This is a genomic window from Burkholderia sp. KCJ3K979 (assembly GCF_016759955.1).
Lineage (GTDB): Bacteria > Pseudomonadota > Gammaproteobacteria > Burkholderiales > Burkholderiaceae > Burkholderia > Burkholderia orbicola.
This window is the reverse complement of sequence record NZ_JACFYV010000191.1, coordinates 1-13,043: the sequence shown is the minus strand read 5'-3', so window position 1 is coordinate 13,043 and position 13,043 is coordinate 1. Positions and strand designations below refer to the sequence as shown.

The window sequence follows — 13,043 nt, the reverse complement described above, 5'->3', positions numbered from 1 at the left end:
CGCGTGCTGATCGCGCAGCGCGGCCTCGAGCCGATCGCGCGCTTCGAGCGCGGCGACGCGTTCGACGAGACGTCGCTCGCGACGCTCGAGCCGCGGCCGACGCTGGCGATCGTGTCGGGCCTGTACGAGCTGTTCGGCGAGAACGCGCTGATCGAGCGCTCGCTGCGCGGGCTCGCGCAGGCCGTGCCGCCGGGCGGCTATCTGGTCTATACGGGGCAGCCGTGGCATCCGCAGCTCGAATTCATCGCGCGTGCGCTGAACAATCATCGCGGCGAGTCGACCTGGGTGATGCGTCGCCGTTCGCAGGCTGAAATGGACGAGCTCGTCGCGCGGGCGGGGTTCCGCAAGCTCGACCAGCGGATCGACGAGATGGGCATCTTCACGGTGAGCCTCGCGCAGCGGGTCGACGCGTCATGAGCGTGCTCGGCGGCGGCGCGGGCGCGGAGGCGAGTGACGGGCTGGCCGAACCGGCGGCCGGCGCGCGCGACGCGTCGTTCGTGCTGCGCCTGGGCTGGCTCGCGGCGATGGGCGCCGTGTTCTTCTCGACGTACGGCTTCGCGAACTGGCTCGCCGCGCGCCGCGCCGCGGTGCCAACCTTCGCGTTCGGCTGGGAGCATGCGATCCCGTTCGTGCCGTGGACGATCGTGCCGTACTGGTCGATCGACCTGCTGTATGCGCTGTCGTTCTTCTTCTGGACGCGCCGCGACGATCTGCTCGATCACGTGAAGCGGCTGCTGACCGTGCAGTTGGTGTCGGTTGCGTGCTTCATCGCGTGGCCGTTGCGCTTCGGCTTCGAGCGGCCCGACGCGGGCGGCATGGCCGGTGCGCTGTTCACGCTGCTGATGGGCTTCGACAAGCCGTTCAACCAGGCGCCGTCGCTGCATATCGGGTTGCTCGTCGTGCTGTGGGCCGTCTATGCAAGGCATCTGCGCGGCACGTTCGTGCGCGTCGTGCTGCATCTGTGGTTCGCGGCGATCGGCGTGTCGGTGCTGACGACTTACCAGCATCACGCGATCGACGTGCCGACCGGGGCGGCCGTCGGCTGTCTCGCGCTATTCCTGTTTCCGCTGCGCGATGCCGCGGGCCGGCTGCCGGGCGCCGATGCGTCGCCGTCCGCGGCCGCTCGCGCGCTCGCGCGCCGCTATGCGTTCGGCGCCGCGCTGGTCGCACTCGTGGCGCTGGCGTGCGTGCCGCGCGCGCCGGGCTGGGCGCTGGCGGCTGGGTGGGTCGCACTGGCGCTCGCCTGCGTTGCGTGGGCCTATCGGCGCGGCGCGCCCGGCGCGTTCCAGAAGGATGCGCACGGGCGGTTTCCGGTCTTCGTCGGCTGGCTGCTCGCGCCGACGATCGCCGGCGCATTCGTCAATTCGCGGCTGTGGACGCGCCGGCAGCCCGCGCCGGTGCGGATCGACGAGCGCGTGTCGATCGGCCGGACGCCGACCACGCGCGACATCCGGCGCCACGGCTTCACCGCGCTGGTCGACCTGACCGCCGAGATGCCGCGTTGGGCGGCGGCCGGCGCATCGCTCGCGTATGCGTCGGTGCCTCAGCTCGATCTCGTCGCACCGACGGCGGTGCAGCTCGCGCAGGCCGTCGCGGCGCTCGAACGCCTGCACGGCGAAGGGCGCGACGTGCTGGTCTGCTGTGCGCTCGGCTACGGGCGCAGCGTGCTGTGCGCGGCCGCGTGGGTCGCCGCGCGGCGCGGGTTGACCGATGCGCGCGACGCGCTGGCCGCGGTGCGTGCGGTGCGGCCGCACGCGGTATGGTCGGATGAAAGCGTGGCCGTGCTGCAGCAGTGGATCGATCGCCGGCGCGACGCGGGGCAGCGGTGATGCGCGATCCGTCCGCTCCGTTCAGGATTGCCGCCGCACGCGGCGCGCTCGATGCGGGCGCATGGGCGCTCGCGGCAGCGCTGGTCGCGGCTGGCGCAGGCGGGTGGCTCGCGGCGGGCTGGGCGGCGCCGACGCTTGCCCGCGCGCTGCTGGCCGTCGTCAGCACGGGGTCGGGGATCGCGGCGCTGTGGTACGCGGTGCGCATCGCGATCGATCGGCGGCTGTTTGCCGCGCTCGCGCGGGCGGTGGACGGCGACGGGGCGGTCGACGGTCCGCTCGCGGCGCTCGACCGCGCGCTCGCCGACCTGGGCTGGATCGATGCGGCGAAGGTCGGGCGCACGCTCGACGCGCGCGTGCGCGGCGCGGTCGGGCTGTGCCGGGCCGCCGTGCTCGTGGCGATCGTGCAGTGGCTCGTCGTCGGGATCGCGGTCGCGGTGTCGCCCATCGGGTAGCGCCGGCGCAAGCCGGCTATCGGCGGGAACAGCCCGGCCGGCGCGCGTCAGCCGTCATGCGTGCGCGGTGCGCCGCGATCGCTTGGCTTCGTACATCGCCTGGTCCGCATGCTCGATCAGCGCGTTCATGTCGGTGCCGTCGTCCGGCAGCATCGCGATGCCGACGCTGACGCCGAGCCGCAGCGCATGCCCGTCGAATTCGAACGGCTCGCCGACCTGCCGCGCGAGCCGCATGCTTTGCACCTGGGCATCGTCGCGGGTGCCGAGGTTCGGCAGGATCACCGCGAATTCGTCGCCGCCGATGCGCGCGACGGTGTCCGAACGCCGCACCGCGGCCTGCATCCGCGTGGCGACCTCTCGCAGCGCGGCGTCGCCCGCGCGGTGGCCGAACCCGTCGTTGATCGGCTTCAGGCCGTCCATGTCGATGTTGAGAATGCCGAGCCGGCCGCTCGCGCGCAGCGCCGTGTGCATCGACTGGCGCAGGCGGTCGTAGAACAGCGCGCGGTTCGGCAGGCCCGTGAGCGCGTCGTGCGTCGCGCGCAGGTACAGCTCGTTCGCTTCGTTGCGCGCCGCGTGGAACATCGCGGCGGCGATCAGGTCCGCCATCAGCCGCAGCGTGCCGGCGTCGGCCGGTGAGAAACCGTCGACGTTCGGCGACATCACCTTCAGCACGCCGACCGTCGTGTCGGCGTGCGTGAGCGGCATCACGAGCATCGAGCGCAGGCCGACCCGGCGGCATGCATCGCGATCGACGCGCGGGTCGGTTTCCGAATCGATACAGTGCAGCAACTCGCCCTGCTGCACGCACAGGCCCGACAGGCTGCCCGAGCGCCGCAACCGCAGGCCGAGCATCCCGGCGGCCGTGCCCGACGCGGCGCGGTACACCATGTCGTCGCCTTCGGCGAATTCGACCGCGGCGGCGCTCGCGCCGGTGAGCTGCGGCACCTGTTCGGTCACGTAGGCCATCACGCTGCCGAGATCGAGGCCGAGTTTCGCGATTTCGGCTTGCGCGGCGATGATGCGCAACAACGTGTCGGGGGACGGCGTGGCGGCGTCGGCGGTTTGATTCAAGTCAGTTTTCCGTGAAAAAGTGCATCGCTCGGCGCGCGCTTGCGGTAGCATACGCGCCGCTCGCGGCAGCGCGTGCCGGGTGGTTCGCAACGCAACGGTGCCGGTGCCCGGCCAGCCGTACCGCGCCGGCAGTATGCCGTTCCAGCCATCCGGCGGCAACGGCGCAATTCTTGCCATTCACTCTTCCTGCGCGGCATTTCCGACCGAATTGAGATTTTTTCGCTTCTCAGTCGCGAATCACGGTGAGTTTTGTTCTATTTTTGAGATAGTGTGACAAATGGGCGGCACGCCGGTGCCAGGCGTCCTCCAGCGCGACGAACTGATCATTGAATGATCCGCCGCGTCGTTCCGATAAATGCAATCAGGCCATAAATGAGGGGAAGCAGAGGGGATGTGCACTCACGGGCATAGCTGCTTTGCGCGCGTCGGTTTCGACGCGCAGGATGACCGGACGATCGTGACGAAGCGGAGCGGCGCATGAAGCCGGCCGTGTCGCTGTTCGTCCTGGCTGCCGCGATGACCGGCGCTTTCCACACGGCCGCGCTGTCGGCCGCGCCGCTGCCGGCGGTGCCGGCCGCCGCTTCGACGGTCACTGCCGATCACGCAGCGGTGCCGGATGCCGCGCCAGCGGCGGTGCTCGCGACCGCTCCGGCCACGCCGAGTGGGGCCAGCGCGCCGGCCGCCGGCCTGCCGGCGACGACCGTGCGCATGCCGTTCGCGTCGCTCGGCGCGTTCGATCCGCTGCGCCTGCGCGGCGCCGACGACGCACGCACGATCAACGCCGGCGTGCGGCTCGACCGCGTGATCACGGGCGCGCGCTTGCGCCTGACCTACGCGTATTCGCCGTCGCTGGTCTTTCCGCTGTCGCACCTGAAGGTGTCGGTGAACGGCGAGGTGATCGCGACCGTCCCGTTCGATGCCGCGCGTGCGGGCCGCACGGTGACGCAAGAGATTCCGATCGATCCGCGCTACTTTTCGGATTTCAACCAGATCGGCCTGCGCCTGATCGCGCACTACACGCTCGACCATTGCGAGGACCCGACGAATTCGGCGTTGTGGGCCGACGTGAGCCCGACGAGCGAACTGATCCTCGACGAATCGCCGGTGCGCCTGCCGAACGATCTCGCGCTGCTGCCCGCGCCGTTCTTCGACCGGCGCGACAACGGCCGTCTGCGGCTGCCGTTCGTGCTGCCCGCGACGCCCGATTCGGCCACCCTGCGCAGCGCGGGCGTGCTCGCGTCGTGGTTCGGCGCGCTGGCCGACTACCGGCATGCGCGCTTCCCGGTATCGACCGCGCTGCCGGCCGACGACCAGGCCGTCGTGGTCGGCACGGCCGCGACACTGCCGGCCGGTCTCGCGCTGCCGCCAATCAACGGCCCGCTGCTCGCGGTCGCGGACAACCCGTCCGCCCCGGGCCGCAAGCTGCTGGTCGTCACGGGCCGCACGGCGGCCGAGGTCGACGACGCGGTCGCGACGCTCGTGCTCGGCCGCGCGGCGCTGTCGGGGCAGGCGGCGACGGTCGCGCACGTCGATCTGGGCGCCCCGCGCAAGCCGTACGACGCGCCGCGCTGGCTGCCGGTGAACCGGCCGATCGCGTTCCGCGAACTCGTGAACGATCCGCGTCAGCTGGAGGTGCGCGGCACGACGCCCGACGCGATCCGGCTGAACCTGCGCGTGCCGGCCGATCTGCATTCGTGGAACGGCGCGGGCGTGCCGATCACGCTGCGCTACCGCTACACGGCGCCGACCGTGCAGGACAATTCGACGCTCGCGGTCGAGATCAACGATCAGCTCGTGAAGTCGTACCGGCTCGGGCCGGCCCATGCCGAAGATGCGCACGGCCGCATGCAGCTGCCGCTGCTGGCGGTGCCGGAAGGGCGCGTGACGAGCGACGTCGACATTCCCGCGTTCCGCGTCGGCAGCGGCAACCAGCTGCAGTTCCGCTTCACGCTCGATTCGCAGAAGACGGGCCTGTGTTCGAGCACGGCCACCGAGCCGCAACGGGCGGCGATCGATCCCGATTCGACGATCGACTTCTCGCACTTCGTCCATTACGCGCAATTGCCGAACCTCGCGTTCTTCGCGAACAGCGGCTTCCCGTTCACGCGCTTCGCCGACCTGTCGCAGACGGCCGTCGTGCTGCCCGACCGGCCGTCGCCGCAGGAACTCGAGGCCTACCTGACGATGCTCGGCCACATGGGCGAATGGACCGGTTTCCCGGCGCTGCGCGTGCAGGTGGCGCGGCCCGGCGACGTCGCCGCGCTGTCGGGGCACAAGGATCTGCTCGTGATCGACGGCTCGCCGGCGTCGCCGCTGCTCGCGCAATGGCGCGCGGCGCTGCCGCTCGCGATCGGCGAGCAGGGCGGCGCGGGCGCCGGTGGCGCGACGCGCGTCGCATTCACGGTGAAGGAGCGCTGGCGCAACGGCGTGGGCCTCGCCGACGGCGGCGCGCATATCGAACAGACGGGCCCGCTCGCGGCGCTCGCCGGGTTCGAGCTGCCCGGTAGCCGCGGCCGCAGCGTCGTCGCGCTGACGGCGACCGACCAGCCGCGCCTCGGCGATCTGCTCGACGTGTTCGAGAGCGGCGGGCTCGTGTCGCAGTTGCAGGGCGACCTCGCGCTGGTCCGGCCGGGGCAGGTCGACAGCCTGCGGGTCGGCGAGCCTTACGTGGTCGGCTTCGTGCCGTGGTATGCGCGCGTGTGGACGGAGGCGGCGCGGCATCCGGTGCTGCTCGGCGCGGTCGGCGTCGTCGCAGGGCTGCTGCTCGCGCTCGGCGTGTTCAGCGTGCTGCAGCGAATCGCCGCGCGTCGCCGGGGGATGTAACGGATGGCGCGGGCAATGACGAAGCGACGGGCAACGCAGCCGGCGCGACGTGTTGGCGCGACGCTCGCGCTGGCGGTCGCGGTGACGTGCGCGGCGGCCGGCATGACCACGCGCGCGCACGCGGCGGCGGCCGGTGCAGCCGATGCGGCGAGCGCGGGATGCAGTGCGGCGTGGCCGCGCTGGGATGCGTTCAAGCGTGATTTCATCTCGGCCGACGGCCGCGTGATCGACGTCGGCTCGGCCGATTCGCGCACGGTATCGGAGGGGCAGGCGTATGGACTTTTCTTCGCGCTGGTCGCGAACGACCGGCGCATGTTCGACACGATCCTCGCATGGACCGAGAACAACCTCGCGCAGGGCGACCTGAGCGCGCACCTGCCGGCGTGGCTGTGGGGCCGCGCGCCCGACGGCGCGTGGCGCGTGCTCGACGCGAACCCGGCGTCGGACGCCGACCTGTGGATCGCGTATGCGCTCGTCGAGGCCGGGCGGCTGTGGCACGAGCGCAGCTATACGGCGCGCGGCGCGCTGCTCGCGAAGCGCGTGCTCGACGCCGAGACGGCGACCGTGCCGGGCCTCGGCCTCACGCTGCTGCCGGGCCCGACCGGGTTCAAGCTGGCCAACGGCCAATGGCGCGTGAATCCGAGCTATTCGCCGCCGCAGGTGATTCGCGCGCTCGGCGCACGACTGCCCGACGACCGTCGCTGGGCCGCGCTGGCGTCCAGCACCGCTCGCGTGCTGCTCGATACCGCGCCGAAAGGTTTTTCGCCCGACTGGGCGCTGTATCGCGCGGGCAACGGTTTCGGGCCCGATCTGCAGACCCATGCGGAAAGCGCGTACAACGCGATCCGCGTGTACCTGTGGGCCGGCATGCTGGACCACGCCGATCCGCTCGCCGCGCCGCTGCTCGCGAAGTTCGCGCCGTTCGCCGACCATGTCGCCGCGCACGGTGCGCCGCCGGAGAAGGTCGATACGACGACGGGCGTCGCGGGGCCGAACGACGGCAACGGCGGCTTCTCCGCGGCCGCCGTGCCGTTTCTCGACGCGCGTGGCCAGCACGCGCTCGCGGATGCCCAGGCGGCCCGCGTCGATACGCTCGCGCGCCAGTCGGCGCCCGGCTATTACACGAGCGTGCTGACGCTGTTCGGCCTCGGCTGGCGCGACGGCCGCTACCGGTTCGGGGCGGACGGCACGCTCGACACCCGCTGGGGAGGCCGTTCGTGCGCCGCCCGCTGAAGTGCGCGGCGCCGCACGTCGCGGGATTCGCGTGGCTCGCGTCGTCGGTGTGCGCGGCGGCGCCGGGCGCGGCCTCCGGCGCGGCGATCGCGGACCCGGCGACTTCGGCGACTTCGGCTGCCGCCGATGCGCGGCGCGAGCTCGACACCGCGCGGATGTGGGGCATCAAGCATCGCGACGACCTCGCGCGCGATGCGCTGCGCAAGGGCTTGCTGATCGCGCCGGGCGATCCCGAGCTGCTGGCCGAACAGGTGCGTGTGCTGCTGCGGCTCGGCGACGCGAAAGGCGCGCAGGCGTCGCTGGCGCGGCTGCAGGCGCAGTCGCCGAATGCCGCCGTCACGCAACGGGTGGCCGACGAATACCGCGTCGCGACGAGCGGGCGCGGCGAGATGGCGCAGATCCGGCTGCTCGCGCGCAGCGGCCGCGCCGACGAGGCGGCCCGACGGATCGTCGCGCTGTTTCCGAACGGCGCGCCGTCGGGCGCGCTCGGCGCCGAGTACTACCAGATCGTGTCGAATGCGCCGGGCGGGCGCCAGCCGGCGATCGCCGCGCTGCGCCGCGCGGTTGCCGCCGATCCGCGGGACACGAGCGCGTCGATGGCGCTCGCGCGGCTGTTGAACCAGCGCGACGACACGCGCGCGGAAGCGAACCGGATCGCATGGTCGCTCGCGAAGCGCGCCGACGCGGACCATACGGAAGCGATGGCGCTGTGGCGGCGCGTGCTGCAGTCGGCCGGCAGCGATCCCGCGTATCTCGATGCGCTGCACGCGTATCTCGCGCTCGCGCCGGACGACACCGAATTCCGCGATCGCGCCGCCGGCCTCGACCAGCAGCGCGACGCGCAACGCCGGCTCGAACGCGACCCCGACTACATCGCGCAGCAGCGCGGGTTGCAGGCGCTGGCGCGCGGCGACCTGGCCGCCGCCGATCCGCTGCTCGCGCGCGCCGCGCGGGCGCGCCCGGACGACGCCGATGCGCTGGGCGGGCTCGGCCTGCTGCGTCTGCGCGAAGGGCGGCACGACGAAGCGCGCGCGCTGTTCACGCGGGCCGCGGCGCGTGCGACCGACCAGCGCGGCAAATGGCAAGGCCTCGCGCGTACCGCGCAGTTCTGGGGGCTACTCGCCCAGGGCCGCGAAGCGGCCAGTGCGGGCCGCCCGCGCGATGCGGAGCGCGCCGCGCGTGCGGCGCTCGCGATGCAGCCGGACAACCCGGACGCGAAGCTGCAGCTCGCCGATGCGCTGCTCGCGCAGCGCGACTGGGCACAGGCGGAGCCGTTGCTGCGCGGCTTGCTGGCCGCGCGTTCGCCGAGCCTGTCGGCCGTGCGCGACACGGCCACGCTGTATGAAAACACCGGTCGCGCGGACCGGATCGGGCCGCTGCTCGATGCGCTGCAAGGGCGCGTGACGGGCGCCGACGATCGCCGCACGCTCGACGGCCTGCGCGGCGACGTGCTCGCGAACGAGGCGCGCGCGCTGGCCGACAAGGGCGCGCGCGGGCCGGCCGCGCAACGCTACGAGGCGGCCGTGCGCGCGGCGCCCGATGCGCCGTGGACGCGTTTCGCGCTTGCACGCCTGTATCGCGACATGGGGTTGCCGCAGCTCGGCCGCACGGTGATGGACGACGGGCTGGCGCTGAGCGATACGCCCGAGATGCGTTACGCGAACGCGCTGTACCGCAACTCGCTCGACGATGTCGCGGGCGCTCAAGCCGCGCTGGCACCGGTCGACGACGCGCACCGTTCGGACGGGATGCGCGCGCTGGCGCGCAAGCTCGATGCGGAAAGCGCGCTGGCCGACGCGCGCGGCGCACATGCCCGCGGCGACCGCGCGGCCTTCGCCGCCACGCTCGCGCACGCGCAGGCGAGCGCGCCGGACGATCCCGACATGCTCGCCGCGATCGGCGCGCAGTGGATCGACGCGGGCGAACCGGAGCGCGGCCTCGCACCGCTGCGCGACTGGATCGCCGCGCATCCGCGCGAAGCCGACGCGGACGTGCGGCTGCGCTACGGCGATCTGCTCGGCCGCGCGGGGCGCGACGATGCGCTCGCCGCATGGCTCGACACGCTGCGCCGCGACCCGGCGCTGACGCCCGCGCAGACGGCGCGACTGGAGGATCAGTCGCTGCGGCTCGTGCTGCGGCAGACCGACGACGCGATCGCCCGACAGGACTATGCGCAGGCGCGCACGCTGCTCGACCGCGCGAGCCCGGCCGGCCGCGCGGACAAGCGTTATGCGCTCGAACTCGCCGATCTCGAACGCGCGCAGGGCCATTACGATGCCGCACGCGATGCGCTCGCACCGGTCGTCGCGCACACGCCGGACGACGCCGATACGCAGCTCGCGCTGGCCCGGATCGACGAGGACAGCGGCAACCGTGCCGCCGCGCGCGAGCGCGTGCAGGCCGTGCTGGCGCGCACACCGGACGACGACGTCGACACGCAACTGTCGGCCGTGCGTCGGCTGAACGCGCTGCGCCGGCCGGACGAAGCCGCGCAGGTGACCGAGCGGCTGCAGGCCGCGTATCCGGCCCGCGCCGACGTGACGGTCGCGGCCGGGCGCGTGGCCGAGGCGCAGGGCCGCTATGACGACGCGGCGTCGTTGTACCGGTTGTCGCAGTCGCAGGAACGCGCGACGGGCGTGAGCCCGGGCCGCGACGGGCTGACACCCGCGCAGGCTGCGTTCGCGGATCTGCAGCAGCGGCGCAATCCCGAGATCGAGACCGGCTGGATACCCGCGTACAAGTCGGGCGACGAAGGCATCTCGTCGTATCGCGCGCAGCAGGTGCCGATCTACCTGCAGATGCCGATCCGCTACGACGGGCACGTGTTCGCGCAGATCGACACCGTGCATCTCGATCCGGGCACGCTCGATACGAGCGTGCCGGACGCGTATTCGCTGAAGACGTTCGGCACGTACGCGGGGCTCAGGGCGTCGAACGGGCTGCCGCCGCCGTTCCAGCAGAATCCGCAGGCCGCGGCGCTGATCGCGAATCCGCCGGGCTCGCTGCACCAGTCGACGACGGGCGTCGCGCTCGGCGCCGGCTATCTGTCCGATACATGGCGCTTCGATCTCGGCACGTCGCCGCTCGGCTTCCCGGTGCATTACCTCGTCGGCGGCGTGCGCTATCGCTTCGACGCGGGCCCCGCGAGCTTCTCCGTGAATGCGTCGCGGCGGCCGGAAACGAGCAGCGTGCTGTCGTACGCGGGGATGCGCGACCCGTGGACGGGCGCGGTGTGGGGCGGCGTGCGCCGCGACGGCGTGAATCTGCGCGCGTCGGTCGACGTCGGCCGCACGAACCTGTTCGCGGAGCTCGGCGCGGGCGTGCTGTCGGGCCGTAACGTCGAACGCAACGCGGAAGTCACGCTGCGCACCGGCTTCACGGTGCCCGTGTACGAGCGCGCAACGATGAAGGTCAGCACGGGGCTGGTCGGCAATGCGTGGCACTACGCGCAGAACCTGCGCTACTACACGTACGGGCAGGGCGGTTACTACAGCCCGCAGCGCTATCTGTCGCTCGGCGTGCCGATCGAATGGGCGGGGCGGCACGATGCGCTGTCGTGGGACCTGACCGTCACGGGCGGGATCTCGAACAGCTACGAGAAGGATTCGCTGTATTACCCGACGCTTTCCGGTCAGCGCGCCGAACAGGTGGCGGCCGGCTTCGTGTACGCGGGCAGCTCGACGCGCGGCGTGTCGTTCTCGTACGGCGTGAACGGCATCGCGGAATATCGTGTGAACCCGCACCTGAGCGTCGGCGCGCAATTGCACATCGACCGGTCGCACGACTATGCGCCGAGCTCGGCGCTCGTGTACCTGCGTTATGCGTTCGACGCGCGCGCGTCGCGCAGCTGGCTCGTCACGCCGACACCCGTGCGGCTTTATTCGGATTACTAGGGGAACGCCGTGACTACGGAATTCGATGCCACCCGCTCCGCGCCTGGTGCCACCGGCCTGGCCGATCGCCTGCGCGCGCTGCTGCGCATGGGGCCGGCGGGCGGCCGTGCCGGCGCATCGAGCCGGCTCGCGATCGACGGCCTGCCCGATGCCTGGACGCAACTGGAAGCTGGCGGCCTTTACGCGATCTACGCGGCCGGCGGTACGCCGGCCTGCGATGCGCTCGTCTGGGAAAGCGCGCGGCAGGCGCGCACGCGCGACGTCACGATCGTGCTGGCGCGCGATCCGGCGCGCGTCGCCGCGCAGATGGCATCGCTCGGCTTCGCGGGCGGCGCGCAGCCGGCCGGCTGGCCGCGCAACCTGAACGTGCTGGCGATGCCGGCAGCGGTCGAGCCGGTTGACGACGGTGCCGACGCCGGCGCAGCCGGCAATGCACCGCGCCGCGCGGCGCCGGGCCCGTTCGCGCGGCTGACCGGCGGCCTGCGCGCGATGAAGCGCTATGGATTTCACGCGCGTTCGCTGTATTTCGTCGAAGGCGCCCAGCGCTGGTTCAGCTGGGACGATCCGGCCGCGCTCGCGGACGAAGCGCACGCGCTGGCCGACTGGTGCCGCACGCGCCGGATCGCGCTCGTGCTGCTGCTCGACCCTGAGGCGACCCGCGCGGGCGGCGACGCGCGCGCCGACGATGCGCCGCTCGTGCGCGATGCCGATCGCACGCCGCGCAGCGGCTTCCACGGAATCTGTTCGGGCGTCGCGCAGTTGCAGCGCACGCATGGCGAACTGCTGTGGGTGATCGATTTCTGGCGCGCGGGCGAGACGCTCGCGGCCGGCGAGGTGCGGCCGCTGCGCTTCGCACCGGGCGGCCGGCTGTCGGCGAGCGTCGATGGCGGCGCGACCGAGCCGGCACGGCGGATGAAGCTCGCGAGCGACGAGGATCGCGTGGTGGTCAGCCGCGCGGTGCTCGACGGCGCGAGCCGCGTGCCGGACGGCTGGGAGATCGTCGACGACAACGCGGCCGTCGTCGCCGCGTGCGCGAGCGCGCAGGCCGCGACCGCGGTGCTCGTGTTCCGCTCGCACGCGCAGCTCGAAGCGCTGTGCGCGGACGTGCACGCGCTGCGCCGGCAGTGCGGCGGCGCGCTGAAGATCGCGGTCGTCGAGCGTGGCGAGGTGCTGCGCCAGCAGTTCGAGATGCTCGTGCTGAGCGTCGGCGCGAACCGGGTCGTCGCGCGCGACCTGCCCGTCTCGCGGATGCAGGCCGCCGTGCACGCGCTGCACGGCCAGCTCTACGCGCGGCCCGTCGCGGCCGACTACCGCGCGGCGCTCGCGGCCGCGCTCGGCGATTCGGTGCTCGGTTATCTGCCGGTCGGCGCGTTCTGCCAGCGGATTCGCGCGGTGCTCGATCGCGGCGCGGTGCTCGCGCTGCCGCACACGCTCGCGAAGCTCACGCTGTTGCCGGGCGTGTCGCACGTCGACGCGCTGCGGCACTGCCGGCCGCGCCGCGCGGGCGACGTCGTGACGGCCGATGCCGGACACCTGTTCGTGTTCCTGTTCGCCTGCGAGCCGGTCGACGCCGAGGACGCGCTCGCGCGGATCTTCGAGGTGCCGGTCGATACGCTGTCCGACCGCGTCGTGTGCCTCGGGCAGGGCAGCATCGACACCGAGCTCGACGTGCTGAAGGCCGAGAACCGGCGCGCGCCGATCGCCGACTACAGCGACCTGTTCGCGGCGACGCGGCCGGCGGG

Annotated in this window: 8 protein-coding genes; 7 read left to right on the top strand and 1 reads right to left on the bottom strand. The window is 72.6% G+C overall.

From position 1 onward, the window contains the following. The 3 genes from H3O04_RS28255 to H3O04_RS28245 all read left to right on the top strand — a co-directional run. The coding region (locus tag H3O04_RS28255; RefSeq protein ID WP_202588925.1) for a class I SAM-dependent methyltransferase family protein at window positions 1-417 on the top strand (417 nt) is incomplete at its 5' end. Then, window positions 414-1,829, top strand: coding sequence for a phosphatase PAP2/dual specificity phosphatase family protein (locus H3O04_RS28250; RefSeq protein WP_202588924.1), 1,416 nt, complete (start codon window positions 414-416; stop codon window positions 1,827-1,829). The genes H3O04_RS28255 and H3O04_RS28250, both read left to right, overlap by 4 nt. After that, window positions 1,829-2,281 carry a hypothetical protein gene (locus H3O04_RS28245; protein ID WP_202588923.1) on the top strand — a complete coding sequence of 151 codons (453 nt, stop codon included), beginning with the start codon at window positions 1,829-1,831 and terminating at the stop codon, window positions 2,279-2,281. The genes H3O04_RS28250 and H3O04_RS28245 overlap by 1 nt, the downstream gene beginning before the upstream one ends. A gap of 54 nt (window positions 2,282-2,335) precedes the next feature. On the opposite strand, the gene H3O04_RS28240 is transcribed toward H3O04_RS28245, so the two are convergent. After that, entirely contained in the window at window positions 2,336-3,529 is a 1,194-nt protein-coding gene (locus H3O04_RS28240) for a sensor domain-containing diguanylate cyclase (RefSeq protein WP_202588922.1), read from the bottom strand. A 300-nt stretch (window positions 3,530-3,829) separates the two neighbouring features. Here H3O04_RS28240 and bcsB point away from each other — a divergent pair, with 300 nt between their 5' ends. From bcsB to bcsE, 4 genes are all read left to right on the top strand, one after another. Further along, entirely contained in the window at window positions 3,830-6,175 is a 2,346-nt protein-coding gene (bcsB, locus tag H3O04_RS28235; RefSeq protein WP_202588921.1) for a cellulose biosynthesis cyclic di-GMP-binding regulatory protein BcsB, read from the top strand. A 3-nt stretch (window positions 6,176-6,178) separates the two neighbouring features. Beyond that, the gene (gene bcsZ / locus H3O04_RS28230) at window positions 6,179-7,408 is read left to right on the top strand and encodes a cellulose synthase complex periplasmic endoglucanase BcsZ (RefSeq protein WP_202588920.1); all 1,230 of its coding nucleotides are present in this window, start codon (window positions 6,179-6,181) and stop codon (window positions 7,406-7,408) included. Then, window positions 7,393-11,301, top strand: a complete 3,909-nt coding sequence (locus tag H3O04_RS28225) for a cellulose synthase subunit BcsC-related outer membrane protein (RefSeq protein WP_202588919.1) — start codon at window positions 7,393-7,395, stop codon at window positions 11,299-11,301. Before bcsZ ends, H3O04_RS28225 begins: the two co-directional genes overlap by 16 nt. Before the next feature lie 9 nt (window positions 11,302-11,310). Further along, a partial coding sequence (bcsE, locus tag H3O04_RS28220) for a cellulose biosynthesis protein BcsE (protein WP_202588918.1) occupies window positions 11,311-13,043 on the top strand: 1,733 nt, incomplete at its 3' end.

What these genes read in the sequence shown, in the direction of transcription:
- H3O04_RS28250 (WP_202588924.1), top strand. Translation starts at nt 414, where the DNA reads ATGAGCGTGCTCGGCGGCGGCGCGGGCGCGGAGGCGAGTGACGGGCTG.
- H3O04_RS28245 (WP_202588923.1), top strand. Translation starts at nt 1,829, where the DNA reads ATGCGCGATCCGTCCGCTCCGTTCAGGATTGCCGCCGCACGCGGCGCG.
- H3O04_RS28240 (WP_202588922.1), bottom strand. Translation starts at nt 3,529, where the DNA reads ATGGCAAGAATTGCGCCGTTGCCGCCGGATGGCTGGAACGGCATACTG.
- bcsB (WP_202588921.1), top strand. Translation starts at nt 3,830, where the DNA reads ATGAAGCCGGCCGTGTCGCTGTTCGTCCTGGCTGCCGCGATGACCGGC.
- bcsZ (WP_202588920.1), top strand. Translation starts at nt 6,179, where the DNA reads ATGGCGCGGGCAATGACGAAGCGACGGGCAACGCAGCCGGCGCGACGT.